This is a genomic window from Alteromonas sp. BMJM2, from assembly GCF_027257845.1.
GTDB lineage: Bacteria > Pseudomonadota > Gammaproteobacteria > Enterobacterales > Alteromonadaceae > Alteromonas.
The window spans coordinates 96,190-111,439 of the sequence record NZ_JAPVOT010000011.1 but is presented as its reverse complement, the minus strand read 5'-3'; the positions used below and the strand labels follow the sequence as shown (position 1 = coordinate 111,439).

The 15,250-nt window shown below is 42.2% G+C and carries 9 protein-coding genes and 1 pseudogene; 8 read left to right on the top strand and 2 right to left on the bottom strand.

Features of this window, described 5'->3' with window-relative positions; translation table 11 throughout:
* Positions 1–8 precede the first annotated feature (8 nt).
* The 3 genes and pseudogenes from zipA (at position 9) to O9X84_RS12980 (ending at position 5,126) form a co-directional block, all read left to right on the top strand.
* Positions 9–1,664 (top strand): cell division protein ZipA, encoded by a 1,656-nt coding sequence (zipA, locus tag O9X84_RS12990; RefSeq protein WP_269520156.1) that lies wholly within the window; start codon positions 9–11, stop codon positions 1,662–1,664.
* 311 nt (positions 1,665–1,975) lie between these two features.
* A pseudogene (ligA, locus tag O9X84_RS12985) lies at positions 1,976–3,004 on the top strand (NAD-dependent DNA ligase LigA); the annotation flags it as partial.
* Positions 3,005–3,191: 187 nt separating this feature from the next.
* Positions 3,192–5,126 (top strand): BRCT domain-containing protein, encoded by a 1,935-nt coding sequence (locus O9X84_RS12980; protein WP_032094237.1) that lies wholly within the window; start codon positions 3,192–3,194, stop codon positions 5,124–5,126.
* Positions 5,127–5,407: 281 nt separating this feature from the next.
* Here O9X84_RS12980 and O9X84_RS12975 read toward each other — a convergent pair whose 3' ends face one another.
* Both O9X84_RS12975 and O9X84_RS12970 read right to left on the bottom strand, forming a co-directional pair.
* Positions 5,408–6,805: a heavy metal sensor histidine kinase gene (locus tag O9X84_RS12975; protein WP_032094236.1), complete on the bottom strand. Its 1,398-nt coding sequence runs from the start codon at positions 6,803–6,805 to the stop codon at positions 5,408–5,410.
* Entirely contained in the window at positions 6,789–7,472 is a 684-nt protein-coding gene (locus O9X84_RS12970) for a heavy metal response regulator transcription factor (RefSeq protein WP_013783912.1), read from the bottom strand. Before O9X84_RS12970 ends, O9X84_RS12975 begins: the two co-directional genes overlap by 17 nt.
* A 377-nt stretch (positions 7,473–7,849) precedes the next feature.
* Here O9X84_RS12970 and O9X84_RS12965 point away from each other — a divergent pair, with 377 nt between their 5' ends.
* The 5 genes from O9X84_RS12965 (at position 7,850) to O9X84_RS12945 (ending at position 15,082) form a co-directional block, all read left to right on the top strand.
* Entirely contained in the window at positions 7,850–8,137 is a 288-nt protein-coding gene (locus O9X84_RS12965; RefSeq protein ID WP_152561491.1) for a hypothetical protein, read from the top strand.
* Positions 8,138–8,233: 96 nt separating this feature from the next.
* Positions 8,234–8,758 (top strand): DUF411 domain-containing protein, encoded by a 525-nt coding sequence (locus O9X84_RS12960; protein WP_052009992.1) that lies wholly within the window; start codon positions 8,234–8,236, stop codon positions 8,756–8,758.
* Complete coding sequence (locus O9X84_RS12955) at positions 8,758–10,119, top strand: TolC family protein (protein ID WP_032094234.1); 1,362 nt, start codon at positions 8,758–8,760, stop codon at positions 10,117–10,119. Before O9X84_RS12960 ends, O9X84_RS12955 begins: the two co-directional genes overlap by 1 nt.
* A complete protein-coding gene (locus O9X84_RS12950) occupies positions 10,116–11,948 on the top strand; it encodes an efflux RND transporter periplasmic adaptor subunit (protein ID WP_032094233.1) in 1,833 nt (610 codons plus the stop codon). The genes O9X84_RS12955 and O9X84_RS12950 overlap by 4 nt, the downstream gene beginning before the upstream one ends.
* Positions 11,945–15,082 carry an efflux RND transporter permease subunit gene (locus O9X84_RS12945; protein WP_032094232.1) on the top strand — a complete coding sequence of 1,046 codons (3,138 nt, stop codon included), beginning with the start codon at positions 11,945–11,947 and terminating at the stop codon, positions 15,080–15,082. Before O9X84_RS12950 ends, O9X84_RS12945 begins: the two co-directional genes overlap by 4 nt.
* Positions 15,083–15,250 lie beyond the last annotated feature (168 nt).

The window sequence follows — 15,250 nt, the reverse complement described above, 5'->3', positions numbered from 1 at the left end:
AGAATTAAATGGAAGATGAATTACGTCTATTTTTACTGTTAGGTGGTTCTGTTTTTATCATCGGTGTTTTAGCCCATGGTATATGGAAAATCAGAAAAAATAGTAAGCCAGAGCGCAAGGAACGTTTAGAGCCACGACAGTGGAGCGACAGCCAAGATAGCGATGTTGAAAGTCATGAATCATCAGAGGACGGTGGGTTCGACGAACTCGGTGTAGGCAGCGTTCGTGTTATTGGCGGCAGCCGTTCGTATCATGGTGACGACGCACATGAGACCCGTTTTAATACAGATGACGAGCACACGTTGTCAGGCGGTGATAGCGATGCTATTAACGGTTCTATCAATAGTACAATCAACAGCACTGCCACAAATGATTCGAGTACGTTTGCCGATGACGCTGATAGAAAGTCATTAGCGGATAATAGCGCTCATGGTGACGCCGATGTCTTAAATAGCGGTAGTGACATTACACAGGGCTCATCGAATAATGCCAATTCAGTCAATATTGACCAAGAGGAGGCGGCCGCACAAGAGCAGCGCTCTACGCTTTATGGCTCAGTGATTACTAATCCAAAGCCACACTTACAAGGTCAGAGCCGCTCTTTCAGTGACACAGCATCGGTTCAACATGACAACATAGCAGATTTTCCAGAGCCACCAGGGTTCTTGCTTAAAGAGTCTGATGGGTCATCTCAAGCGGATGAAGTAAGCAACAGAGAAAGTGAAGTTTCACAAGACATTTCTGGTGTAACTGACAGTGCACAAGCTAATGCATCAGAATCAGCAAAACATACAGCCCACGGTGACAATTTAGCAAATGAATCGAAAAAATATCAGCGTTCTGAAGTACCAAAAGCCACTTCAACGCTGTATATAGATGCGACTAAAGAAGAGGCTTCCGAAACAAGCTCTATGGAAAACGGCGTTTTAGAAAAAGGTGCTTCGGAGTCTAAGATTGTAGAAGGGCAGTTTGATAAAACAGCTGCACCGCAGCGGGTAGAACCTTCCTTTTCTAGCTCACTGCGAGAGAAGGGCGAAAACGAACGTGTAGCCAGTAATCACGATGAGCTTGCTGGTGAGAGAAAGCGATTCTCTAAAACCAAACGTACCAAACCCGCGGCAAGAAAACGAGAAGAGCCAAACTTTGGTGATGATCAAATGCGTATCGATTTCGACGATAACGATACTCAATCTGCTAATCAGGCCGCATCAAACGAAACCTCTGACTCAGCCGCACAGGAAGTGTTAGTGCTAAATGTGCGAGCAAAGAATGACGCGCCCATATCGGGAGCGGCTTTACTGCCTATGCTACTCACTCTGGGGTTTAAATTTGGCGATCAGGATATTTTTCACCGCCATGTTAACTCAAACGGTAAAGGGCCTGTGTTGTTTAGCCTTGCAAACATGTTTAAGCCAGGCGTGTTCGATATAGACAATTTAGAGAACTTTGACACCCAAGGCATCTCGTTGTTTATGATCCTACCCATTGAGGGCGACCCGCATCAGGTGTTTAATATGATGCATAATGCGGCTCGCAAATTAGCGGATGAGTTTGACGCACAAGTACTCGATGGTCGTCGCAGTGTGTTAACAAAACAAGGGCTGCAGCAGTACGTTGAGAAAATTCGAGAATTTGAGCGCAAGCGAATGATTTCGCGTAGCTAGAGTGTTAGCGGTGGAGGGAATAGGTAAATTTAGCTTGCCTGTTGCGTTATCCGCTAACGTTAAAGAAGAGCCAGATTTGGTAGGGGCTTATTTAGTAGAGATTTAGTTAGTAGAGGCTTAACGAGATCAAACCTAACTATAACAGAGCTATCTAGAACAGAGCTATCTAGAACAGAGCTATCTAGAACCGCTTAGTTAATTTATAAGGACTTGCCTATCAAGTCCTTTTTTCATTTAAACAGATGTCTGTAGAGAGACTCATGATACCTGTTTAACGTTTTCCACTTTTATTATGGCGTGATACCGACTCTATGTCCGATACCTTAGAGCAAGCAAAAAATGATGTTGCGACACTTCGCAAACGTTTGAACGAGTATAATTATCAGTACTACGTGCTGGACGACCCTTCTGTGCCAGACGCACAGTACGATCGCGACATGCAGTCGCTTATTGCATTAGAAAAGCAGTTTCCGGATTTGTACAGTGCTAACTCACCAAGTCAAAAGGTGGGCGGCGCGGCGCTGTCGTCCTTCGAGCAAGTGACTCACGATGTACCTATGCTATCTCTAGATAATGCGTTTGATGATGCGTCGCTACTGGCTTTCGAAAAGCGCTTAAAAGACCGCTTAAAAGATACGACAACCCTCGCATTTAGCTGTGAGCCTAAGCTTGATGGACTGGCTGTAAGTATTCTTTATGAAAATGGAGAGCTTGTGCGAGCGGCCACCCGCGGTGATGGGCAGGTTGGCGAAAATATTACTGCCAACGTTAGAACCATTGCCAACGTACCTTTATCGCTTCGCGGAGATAATCTGCCAGCCCGTGTAGAAGTGCGTGGCGAAGTTTTCATGCCCAAAGAGGGGTTTGAAAAGCTCAATAATACCCAGCGTGAAAAAAGTGCGAAGGTATTTGCTAACCCTCGAAATGCGGCGGCAGGAAGTTTAAGGCAATTAGACTCTAAAATTACCGCTAAACGCCCGCTCATGTTTTATTCGTACTCACTAGGTGTGGTTGAGCCTGAGACGTTTGACCTTCCTAATACTCATAGTGAGCGTCTCAATAAGCTTGCCTCTTGGGGCCTTCCTTTGTGCCCTGATATCAGTACTGCTGAGGGCGGAGACGGCTGCTTAGACTACTACAACCTTATCTTAAACAAACGGGATGCACTTCCTTACGACATCGACGGAGTTGTGTTTAAAGTCGATGATATTTCTATTCAACGCACACTCGGCTTTGTTGCTAGAGCGCCGCGCTGGGCTATTGCACAAAAATTCCCGGCACAAGAAGAGGTAACTACATTATTAGATGTAGAATTTCAAGTAGGTCGTACTGGTGCGATGGGTGTCACCATGGACAAAATTGTTTCAAATAGATTTGTTCAAATACTCAAGTTACATTATTTAATTAATGTCTTCACAAAAGGTCTCAACGATACCCTTACATCGTTTTTCCAAACGGATATTTATCAGCCATCATTAGGATATAACAATACCACCTTAGTTGTTCGTTTAAATGGAGGGCTTTGATATGCTGAATATTGACTTTACCAAAGAACAATTGGAAATATTGAATGAGATAGGTGAAGAATTTAAGCCAGAAAAATTAGTATCGTTGTTCTCTCGGTCAGACTTAAATACTGAAGAGTTAGTATTTATTCTAAAAGCATCCAACGCCCTTTATCGGGCGGGTAGTCCGATTCTGTCAGATAAGCAATATGATATATACATTTCATTATTGCGAGATCAAAATCATCTTCATCCATACCTTAACACTGTTGAGCCAGAGCCTTTAATTGAGTCTAAAACAGTCGAACTTCCAGAAAGAATGTTGTCAACGGAAAAAGCATATTCACTTCAAGATATCGAGAAGTGGGTAAAGAGAATACAAAAAGCAGCTCAAGAGACGAATGTACCTGAAGAAGAGATTGATATTAGGGTGACACCTAAACTCGATGGTTATGCAGCCTTTGATGACGGTGATACTCTATATACCAGAGGGGATGGTTATAGAGGACAAGATGTAACAAGAGCATTTAAACGCGGATTGAAGGTAGCCAACTCCGGAGAGCGTGGTTTGGGGCCCGGTGAAATAGTCATTAAAAAAAGTTATTTCACTGAGGTACTCAGTAGTTATTTTGAAAATTCTAGAAATATCCAAGCCGCTATTATAGCTGAAAAGAAGGTTGATAACAGAATCCAGAAGGCTATAAAAGATGGCGCATGTGTATTTTATCCCTTCGCTCTTCTTAAAAATAATACAGTCAAAATTTCGGTGTTGATGGATGAGTTTGAATCAATCGTTGAGGGTATTTGGAGTTCGGTAGACTTTGATGTGGATGGTGTAATTTTAGAGACTACAAATGAGACTATTAAAAAGTATATGGGCGCGACAAGACGTAACCATAGGTGGCAAATAGCATTTAAAGTAAATGAAGAATCTGCAAATGTCGAAGTAGTTAGGGTTATACCACAAACATCAAGAACTGGAAGGATAGCACCTGTAGCCGAACTTGTGCCAACGAAATTAAGTGGAGTCACTATAAGCAGAGTGACAGTTCACCATTACAATATGGTCAAAACAAATGGCGTTGGAGCTGGCGCTATAATTAGGTTGGTGAGAAGTGGTTTAGTAATTCCCAAAATTGAAGAGGTCTTAACGAAGGTTGCACCTGATATTCCTGATTCATGCCCCAGTTGCGGATCTCATTTGTTGTGGGAATCAGATAATTTAATTTGTCCTAATAAAATAGACTGCCCCGCGCAAACTGAAAACACCTTAGTTCATTTTTTCAAAACTCTTGGTAATAATGATGGGTTTGGGTCTAAGACGATTGAAAAGCTGACCAGCTTTGGAGTTAAATATATCCATGAAATATATGGCTTAGAAGTTGACGATTTCTTAAGGATTGGCTTTGGTGAGAAGACGGCGATAAATTTATTTAATCAACTCCAAGCGAGCAGAAGTATTGAGATTGAAGACTGGCGATTCCTATCTGCGTTTGGGGTTAGCCGGTTAGGTTCAGGGAATTGCGAAAAACTTCTAGAACATCATTCATTAGTTAGTTTATTTGAACTCACAGTTTCTGACATGATCCAAATTGATGGATTCGCTGAAATTAGCGCTGAGGCTATTAAAGAGGGTTTAGAAAATATAAGGGAAGAATTTTTTAAGGTTTATGATTTAGGCTTTGCATTAAGACCAACAGCTATAGAAAATACTGAAAAATTGTCATCACCGATATCTGGAGCTATAATCGTTTTTACAGGCACTATGATTGAAGGTTCCCGATCAGATATGGAAAAGAAGGCTAAAGCCCTAGGCGCAAAAGTTGGAAAATCGGTAACTTCAAAGACAACTTATCTTGTGACAGGCGATAAAGTTGGCGAAACTAAAATTAACGCAGCAAAAGACAAAGGAGTAAAAGTTTTGTCTGAGCAGCAGTATCTTGACTTTATTAGGTAAAGCTCCTTTATTGATTTGGCGAAATGGGTAACACGGTTGTAAGAATACACGATAATTAAAATAGGTTTTCCCGTTAGTCAGACCAATAAATAATCTAACGACAAATTGGGCTCATGTAATGCAGCATGTTCAAAATAATTTTCATTTATTTTATTAATATTTGAACATGCTCTAATTAACATGTTCATAAGTCTTAATTTAATTCATATTGCGACCTCAATAAATAGCCCGATAAATTAGCAATTTTCCAAACATGATTACCCGTCGTCATCATCTTATTTTTAAGTATCGCTAAACTCGATAATAAAAACCGTCTTACTTTCATCTGATTCGACGTACATATCGGCTCCATTGATTTTCATCACAGATTTAGCAATAGTCAATCCAAGGCCTGTACCTTGCCCATCTCTTTGTCGAGATGGGTCAACTCGATAGAAACGATTGAACAATTTGGGAATATGCTGAGGCTCAATTTTCTCCCCGTTATTTAACACCATTATTTTCTGCTTTTTTCCTTTGGACTCCGTTTTGATCTCTACCGTACTATTACTAGGAGCGTGTCTAATCGCATTTGAAATCAGATTTCCTATTGCCTGTCGGAACATGGTTTTATCGCATTGAATAGTAAGGGCGGATGCGGTGACTTGGATGTTTATATGCTTTTCGTCAGCGAGTAAATTAAAGTAATCGAGTAGGCTTGATATTTCCTGTTGAATATCTAAAGGTTCAATTGATGGCTTTATAAGACCGTGCTCGGTTTTAGCTAATAGCAGCATATCACTTACCATTTTCGTCATACGCTCATATTCTTCTAAATTCGAATAAAGTATTTCAGCATATTCGTCATTTGACCGAGCTTGTCCCAACATCACTTGGGTTTGGGTAGTTAAGCTAGTTATTGGGGTTCGTAATTCATGCGCGATATCGGCTGAGAAGTGGGATAGTTTTTCAAATCCATCCTCAAGCCGCTCAATCATGGTATTGAAAGAACTTACTAGAGTGATTAATTCTTCCGGTACCACATCTGGGTTTAGTCGTATATCAAGATTATCGGCGGTGATGGTTTCAATTTTTCGCGTAAGCTTTCTCAATGGTGATAGGCTTCTGTAAATCGCAAAACGCGCAGCTAAGACTGTAATAATGCCCGAACAAATAATGATGCCAATAATCGATTTCAAAAGGCTGTTCATAAATGTCATATGAAATTCCATGTTTGAAGCAACGATGATGGTATAGCTAGTATCATGCGTATTAAAACCTAATTTAATGGCTCTATGCATATGGTTTTCATCGCTAAATAACAGCATGTCTGCGGGATTAATTGATGTGTATGTTTTGGCTGTTTTAGGAAAGAAAGAAAAGTCGGCTCCTTCGCTTGAAAATATTGTATCTCCTTCGGCATCCTCAACATAATAGTACACACCATGATGTCCTGAAACCGCCTGAAATAAAAGCTTACTGGGTTGTACTGACTGATTATGTGACTTTTCGAGCTTTAACTTAATGGCATGAAACACCTCATCAAGCTCATCGGCATCTTGTTCTTGAAAATGATCTTCGATGGAGGTGACTACGAGTGTGCCCATAACGCCCAAACACACAAAGATAGCTATTCCCACAAATACCATTGTTCGAAAGGAAATTGAATACGGCTTTTGCCTTTTAATTTTGCTCTTCATCAGTTGTTAACTTGTATCCCATACCACGAACCGTTTGAATCAATTTAGGGGAAAATGCATCATCAATTTTAGCTCTTAAGCGGCGTATCGCTACATCGATGACGTTTGTATCGCTGTCGAAATTAATATCCCATACTTGAGACGCAATCAAGGAGCGAGGAAGCACCTCTCCTTGTCTTCTGACCATGAGTTCTAAAAGCGAAAACTCTTTTGTTGTCAAGTTAATGGATTGGCCAGCGCGTTTTACAACACGAGACGGGATGTCCATTTGTAAGTCTGCGACTTGTAGCAGGTTGGCAGCTACTGTATTTCCTCTTCGAAAAAGGGTTCTGACTCTAGCCAACAATTCTGCAAAAGCAAAAGGCTTGACTAGATAATCGTCAGCGCCCAGCTCTAGACCCTTTACTCTGTCATTTACACTATCTCTCGCTGTCAAAAACAATACCGGCGTTTGATTGCCAGATTGACGTAATGACTCTAAAATCCGCCAACCATTAATATCTGGGAGCATGACGTCTAATATTATTAGATTAAACTCGCCTGTCATCGCTTTATGATGACCGTCTAAACCATTGCGCACGAGTTCAATGACAAATCCAGACTCTGTTAGTCCTTGCTTTATATAGTCACCGATTTTCTTTTCATCCTCGACTACCAAAATTTTCATAGTTCACTCACGTCATGTTTAATGCGATTTCGGTACTTAGTGTTGCTAAATGTTTAACAAGTGGGTGTTCGAGATTGGATGTTGCAACTCGGGCCAACAAAACGTACCTCACTCACAAGCAATATATTCCAATGCATAAAAATAACCAACGATTGCTCTGACTAGATTACAACATTGTAATGAGCAGGTAATCGCACTGCCATGTTGCTTAACTATACTCTTCAACTGGAACTATATTTAGAATACCTTATCAAAGGTATTTCAAGAATAGTAAAGTCGTATTAGATTATTCATTAAGGGTCGGTTTGGTCAGTAAATGCATTAAAACTGTTTTGCTTATAATATTTTTAAGCACTCAAGTTGCAGATTCGTTTGCGATGTCCAGCCCTGGCTGCGACATGCAAAACGATATGCATGAGCAACACCTTATGGATAACGACCATAATTCATCACAAAATAGCCATGAGACGAGTCAGATGGACGCGGATTGCTGTGGCGACGGGTGTGCTTGTCCACTAGGCATCGTGTCCATCGCGATGCTCGTGAATTTTGACATTTTAACTCCAATCGACTTCAAATCCCTTAAGCCCAACACTTTTATCACGGATGCAGATGATGCTGTCCTTGGTCGCTTGCAACGTCCCCCAAAACGCTCTTTAGCCTAACTCCAAAAATTTGGCGAAGCTCGTCAAAATTCCAATATCGAACGCCGCCCAATGAAGGCTGTGGCCGACATTTAAATTGTTAGAAAGAGAAATCAAATGAAGCCAATAAAATTGCTTTTTACTAAATTAGTGCTGCTTATTTCAGTGACTATCGTCGTTGCATGCACAAATGAATCAATTACTACTGAACAAAACAAGACCAATTCCCAAGATATTGAGCCAAGTTTAAAGTTGGACGTTTTTAAACGCGAGTCGTGTGGATGTTGTCAGGGATGGATTGATCATGCTGAATCTCAAGGCATCCAAACCGATGTAGATGATATTGTTTTTCTCACTACTAAAAAACAAGATCTCGGAATCGAGCCAATGTACCGCTCCTGCCATACATCGGTGTCAACTGAAGGGTATGTTTTCGAAGGTCATATACCCGTCAAATTTATTGTTAAATACTTAGATAATGTTCCGCAAGGCACAATCGGCCTCTCGGTGCCGGGTATGCCTGTTGGCAGTCCAGGAATGGAGAACGGCGATCAATTCAGACCATATCAAGTGTTATTGCTCAAAGATGACGGTACAGCAGAGGTTTTTGCAGAGGTGAATTCGTATGAGGAGCAATTCTGATGAGTGCTTTTAAAGGCCTTGCATGCCTAATTTTGCTTGTTACAACAAGTAGTCAAATATCAGCAGAACAAAAGACCCCCCTTACTTTGCAGCAGGCTGTTGCCCAAGCTATTCAAAAGGACCCGTGGTTGGAAGGTAGCCAATATCGGGAAAACGCAACTATTTCTTCAAGTATCGCCGCAGATACTTTGCCTGATCCAGTTGTGTCATTAGGGTTGGCAAACGTCCCTACTGATGGTTTCGCATTCGACCAAGAGCCTATGACTCAAATTAAAGCTGGCATTTCACAGATGTTTCCTCGTGGAGAAAGCTTGAGTATTAGACGCAAGCAACTCGAAGAATTGGCAACGCAGCATCCATTTATGCGATTGGACAGAATAGCCAAAACACAAGTTGCCGTTTCTATGAAGTGGTTAGACGTTTATCTAGCGCAGCAAAGCATTTCGCTAATTGAGAAAGACAGATCTTTGTTTGAACAACTCAGTGAAATTGCAGAAGCGAATTACTCCTCTGCCGTCGGTAAAGTCAGGCAACAAGATATTATCCGAGCGCAGTTGGAACTAGCGCGACTTGAAGACAGACTCACAAAGCTATCTTCTCAAAAAGAAAGAGCCTCGGCCGAACTTTTAGAATGGTTGACCGGCGGCGATTCAGGCGCGTTCAATAACTCGGTAAATGTTGCCTCTCTTGAACTACCAAAAACGTTGCCAGAAATTGAAGGAATAGAGAACGCCTACTACAAGATATTAAAAGCTAATAATCAACAAATGTTGGCAAATATACTCATCTCGCATCCTCTAATAAGAGCTGTTGAAAGCCGAATAAAGTCTAGTCAGACTGGCATTAAACTAGCGAAACAACAATACAAGCCGCAATGGGGAGTAAATGCCAGTTATGCATATCGAGCAGATGACCAAATGGACAGAAGCCGAGCAGATTTTCTTTCAATCGGCGTTAGCTTTGACCTCCCTTTGTTTACAGAAAATAAACAAGATAAAGAAGTAAGCGCCGCCGTTAACGAATCAGAAGCAATTAAAACTGAAAAACGATTAGTGCTTAGAGGCATGCTTGCTCAAATGCAATCCATTTTTGCAGCAAGAGAACGGCTGTTGGAGAGACAGACCTTATATCGCACGAATATTCTCCAGCAATCAAGCGAACAAGCCGAAGCCTCGTTAACAGCTTATACCAATGATGACGGTGATTTTGCTGAAGTTGTGAGAGCTAGGATTGCTGATCTAAATGCTCGTATTGACGCATTAGAAATCGAAGTCGAACTACTTAAAACAAACATTCAACTAAATTACTTTTTTTCTGAGCAGAGTCTTAAAGCTGTATCTGAATTTGGAGCAAACCAATGAAAACTGTTAACGCAATCGCTATAGGCGTGATAGCAGGCGCTGTAATGACAGCTCTTACCTACTCAATATTACCAAGCTCAAATGACTCACATGATAGTGCGGCGGATGCTGGAGAAAAGCAGCCTTTGTATTGGGTTGCGCCAATGGATCCAAACTATAGAAGAGATGAGCCTGGGAAGTCCCCTATGGGCATGGATTTAGTACCTGTTTACGAAGATGAACAAGGCGCTGGCGATAGCCCAGGTACGGTGAAGATTTCGCCAACTGTAGTGAACAATCTAGGTGTGCGTACTGCTAAAGTGGAAAAGCGGTCTTTGCACGTACCTATAAAAACAGTAGGTTATATCCAATATAATGAGGACACACTCGTTCATATTCACCCAAGGGTAGAGGGTTGGATAGATGAGCTATACGTAAAAGCAGCGGGCGAATATGTCAAAAAGGGCGAGCCACTATACGCGCTTTATTCTCCCGAACTTGTAAATGCTCAAGAAGAATATCTTATTGCCTTAAAACGCTCAAATAAGGAGCTGATAGAGGCTTCAAAAACAAGGTTAAAAGCGCTGCAAATGCCAGAATCTGAGATTCAATCGCTTATCTCAACTGGTAAAGTTCAGCAAACAATAACCTTCTATGCACCCCAAACTGGCTTTGTTGATAACTTGAATGTGCGTCAAGGGTTTTACGTAAAGCCAGGACTGACAATTTTATCAATTGGTGCCTTGGATAAAGTTTGGGTCGATGCTGAGGTGTTTGAGCGACAGTCTGCTCAAATTCAAGAGGGTTTGCCTGTGACTATGACTTTAGAATATCTCCCAGGTAAAGAGTGGACAGGAGAGGTTGATTATATCTATCCAACCCTAGATGAAACGACTAGGACGCTTAAAGTCAGACTGAGATTTACCAATGATGATTATGCACTAAAACCTAACATGTTCGCTCAGGTAACGATCCATTCCGATTTAACAGGTGAGAATTTACTCGTGCCCTCTGAGGCGGTAATTAGAACTGGTAGCCAAGATAGAGTGGTTTTAGCACTTGGAGACGGTAAGTTTAAGTCGGTGTCAGTAGAAGTAGGACAGGTAGTTGATGAATATACAGAGATCTTATCAGGCTTGAGACTCAACGACAAAATCGTTACGTCAGCACAATTCTTACTCGATTCAGAAAGCAGCATTAGTTCTGATTTCAAAAGGATGGAGGAGCCTGAAGCGACTGCGCAGTCGGTATATACCGAGGCGACCGTAAACAGTGTGATGACAGATCATAGAATGATAAATGTTGATCATGGCGCTATTGAAGAGTGGGAATGGCCGAGCATGACAATGGATTTCACCGTTGCCGAAAGCGTCGACATTAATGAGTTGAAAGCCGGCATGTCACTTCATATGGAAATCACTAAAACTGACTCTGGAAGTTTCGAAGTAACCACCGTTCATATCATGGATTCGATGAATGACATGGATAGCTCTGAGGAGAGCACTGATTCAGGTCATGACGCAATGCACAGTATGGAAGAGCCTATTATGTCGGTTTGGACAGAGGCAACCATAAATAACGTGATGATGGAGAGCAGAAAAATCAACGTTGATCACGGTCCTATTGATGAGTGGGAATGGCCGAGTATGACAATGGATTTCGATGTTGCCGATAGCGTTGCTATTGAAGAATTGAAAGCCGGTATGTCACTGCACATGGAAATTGTCAAAACCGACTCTGGAAGTTTTGAAGTGGCAACTGTCCACATCATGGGCTCGATGACAGACATGAACGATACCCAAGACATGGATCATTCTAATCATTCAGACCATCAAGGAGCTCATCAATGATAGCTGCCATAATTAGATGGTCGGTCAATAACCGATTTTTTGTTCTACTGGCTACGCTTATTCTCGTGGGTGGTGGGTTGTTTGCCATTAAAAACACGCCGGTTGATGCATTACCCGATTTGTCGGACGTACAGGTAATTATAAAAACTAGTTATCCAGGACAAGCGCCTCAAGTGGTAGAAGATCAAGTTACCTATCCTTTGACTACCGCAATGCTGTCAGTGCCCGGGGCACAAACAGTGAGAGGATATTCGTTTTTTGGCGATTCTTATGTCTATATCATCTTTGATGACGACACCGACTTGTACTGGGCGCGTAGTCGAGTGCTTGAATATTTATCGCAAGTTGCTCCTAATCTACCCGAAAACGCAAGACCACAATTGGGGCCAGATGCTACCGGCGTGGGTTGGGTTTATCTCTATGCACTTGTTGATAAAACGGGACAAAACGATATCAGCCAACTACGAAGCTTACAGGATTGGTTCCTTAAGTATGAGCTTCAAACGGTGCCAGGCGTTTCTGAAGTTTCAGTTATTGGAGGCATGGTAAAGCAATATCAAGTGCAGGTCGATCCGGAGAAGTTGCGAGCATATGGCATTCCGCTTTCTCACATTCAAACGGCGATTAAGCGCGGAAATCAGGAAGTAGGCGCATCGGTCATCGAAATGGCTGAAGCTGAATACATGGTCCGTGCCACAGGTTACATAGAGAGTAAAAGGGATATTGAGCTCATTCCTTTGGGTGTAAACGAAAATGGAACGCCGCTTTTGGTAAAAGACATTGCTGATGTTCGTCTTGGTCCACAGATGCGAAGGGGGGTAGCTGAGTTAAACGGTGAAGGGGAAACCGTTGGCGGTGTCGTTGTTATGCGCTTTGGTGAAAATGCGCAAAAAACGATTGACGGCGTCAAAGCAAAACTTGAAGACCTTAAAAAAGGCTTACCCGATGGGGTCGAAATTGTCACGGTTTACGATCGCTCTGCACTAATAGAAAGAGCGGTAGACAACCTTGCATCGAAATTAGTGGAAGAGTTTATCGTCGTTGCACTGGTGTGTATTGCATTCTTGTTTCATGTACGTTCGTCACTTGTTGCGATCATTAGTATTCCAGTAGGGATTATCACAGCAATTATCGTGATGTACATGCAAGGTATTAATGCCAACATCATGTCATTGGGTGGAATTGCTATTGCTATTGGTGCGATGAGCGACGGGGCGATTGTGATGATTGAGAATATGCATAAACACATGGAGCGCACCCCCTTAACCAAAGAGAATAGATGGCAAATAGTTGTGGATTCAGCATCTGAGGTGGGCCCTGCATTGTTTTTCAGTCTTCTAATTATAACAGTCAGTTTTGTGCCTGTGTTTACGCTTGAGGCACAAGAGGGGCGCATGTTTTCACCGCTTGCTTTTACCAAAACCTATGCAATGGCAGCCTCAGCAGCTCTTGCAATTACGCTTGTGCCCGTTCTTATGGGATATTTTGTGCGCGGTAAAATACTTGCTGAAAGCAAAAATCCAGTCAATCGTTTCTTAACTTTTTTGTACATGCCGACGCTTAGAACTGTTCTGCGTTTCCCTAAGGTAACGATGTTAGCTGCGGCTTTAGTACTAGCGATAGGTTTGTGGCCTGTGAACAAGATTGGCAGCGAGTTTATCCCACCTTTGGATGAGGGGGATTTGATGTACATGCCAACAACCTATGCGGGTATATCGATTGGCAAAGCCCGAGAGTTGTTGCAACAAACCAATAAGCTGATCAAAACGGTCCCAGAAGTCGAAACCGTGTTTGGGAAAGTAGGTCGCGCTGATACCGCAACCGATCCGGCTCCTTTAACGATGATAGAAACCTTCATTCAATTAAAACCTAAAGAGGAGTGGCGAGAAGGCTTAACAACTGATGATTTAATAAAGGAGTTTGACTCAGTGGTCAAATTGCCGGGCCTAACGAATGCTTGGGTAATGCCAATTAAGACTAGAATTGACATGTTGGCAACAGGTATAAAGACGCCCGTTGGTATTAAAATTGGTGGCCCTGATCTCAAGGAAATTCAGAAAATCGGACAGCAAATTGAAACCATACTTTCCGATGTTAACGGCACTGCTTCTGTTTATTCTGAGCGTGTCGCAGGAGGACGTTATGTCAAAGTAGATATTCAGCGCGAAAAGGCAGCACGATATGGTCTAAACATCGCTGACGTCCAACAAGTTGTCTCAAGTGCTATCGGCGGGATGAATGTGACTCAGAGTGTTGAAGGTTTAGAGCGTTACCCTGTAAATGTTCGTTATCCTCAGTCTTATCGTTCATCGCCTGAGTCCTTATCTTTATTACCTATCGTTACACCACAGGGTAAACGAATTGCTTTGGCCGATGTGGCGGATGTGTATATTGAAGATGGTCCTCCAGGTATTAAAAGTGAAAATGCACGGCTTAATGGCTGGGTGTATGTGGATATCGATGGTGTAGATATTGGTTCCTATGTGGTTTCAGCCCAAAAAGCAGTGAGCGAGCAATTAGTCTTACCGGCAGGTTATTCGGTGAAGTGGTCTGGACAATATGAGTATATGTTGCGGGCTAAAGAGAAATTAACCTATGTGGTTCCTTTGACCATAGCTATCATCGTTATTCTACTGTATCTCAATTTTCGCAACTTCATCGAAGTAGCGATCATTATGGGGACTTTACCACTGTCTATGGTGGGAAGTATCTGGCTGATGTACATAGAGGGTTTTAACTTTTCAGTTGCCGTCGGCGTCGGCTTCATTGCACTTGCAGGTGTTGCCGTAGAAATTGGCGTAATTATGCTTGTTTACTTAAATCAGGAGTATCAAGCCTTAATCGAAAAATGTAAATCTGAGGGCGTCAAACCCACCATAAACATGTTAACTGAAGCGGTTATTCATGGCTCTGGATTACGTGTCCGACCGGTTATGATGACCACAGCGACCATAATATTTGGCTTATTACCCGTACTTTACGGCTCAGGCACTGGGTCTGAAGTCATGAGTCGTATTGCTGCTCCGATGGTTGGTGGCATGGTTAGCGCTTTACTACTGACCTTGTTGGTTTTACCCGCAATTTATTTTCTGTGGAAGAGAAGGCAAATTCAACACTTGCTGGATACTTTCTGATGCTAGCTTCAAGCAAGGAACGACATTTCATAAGAGGACTATTGACATGTAGTAGCGTGGCGAACTTTTTCGCCCGCGACTATGCGTCCGTGACATTCGGCCTATCACCAACGATTCACTTTTTACGACAACAAACAAGAACAACTACATTATTTAAACAAACTATCT

Coding starts and splice junctions, on each gene's coding strand:
- O9X84_RS12945 (WP_032094232.1), top strand. CDS start 11,945: ATGATAGCTGCCATAATTAGATGGTCGGTCAATAACCGATTTTTTGTT.
- O9X84_RS12960 (WP_052009992.1), top strand. CDS start 8,234: ATGAAGCCAATAAAATTGCTTTTTACTAAATTAGTGCTGCTTATTTCA.
- O9X84_RS12970 (WP_013783912.1), bottom strand. CDS start 7,472: ATGAAAATTTTGGTAGTCGAGGATGAAAAGAAAATCGGTGACTATATA.
- O9X84_RS12980 (WP_032094237.1), top strand. CDS start 3,192: ATGCTGAATATTGACTTTACCAAAGAACAATTGGAAATATTGAATGAG.
- O9X84_RS12950 (WP_032094233.1), top strand. CDS start 10,116: ATGAAAACTGTTAACGCAATCGCTATAGGCGTGATAGCAGGCGCTGTA.
- O9X84_RS12965 (WP_152561491.1), top strand. CDS start 7,850: ATGTCCAGCCCTGGCTGCGACATGCAAAACGATATGCATGAGCAACAC.
- O9X84_RS12955 (WP_032094234.1), top strand. CDS start 8,758: ATGAGTGCTTTTAAAGGCCTTGCATGCCTAATTTTGCTTGTTACAACA.
- zipA (WP_269520156.1), top strand. CDS start 9: ATGGAAGATGAATTACGTCTATTTTTACTGTTAGGTGGTTCTGTTTTT.
- O9X84_RS12975 (WP_032094236.1), bottom strand. CDS start 6,805: ATGAAGAGCAAAATTAAAAGGCAAAAGCCGTATTCAATTTCCTTTCGA.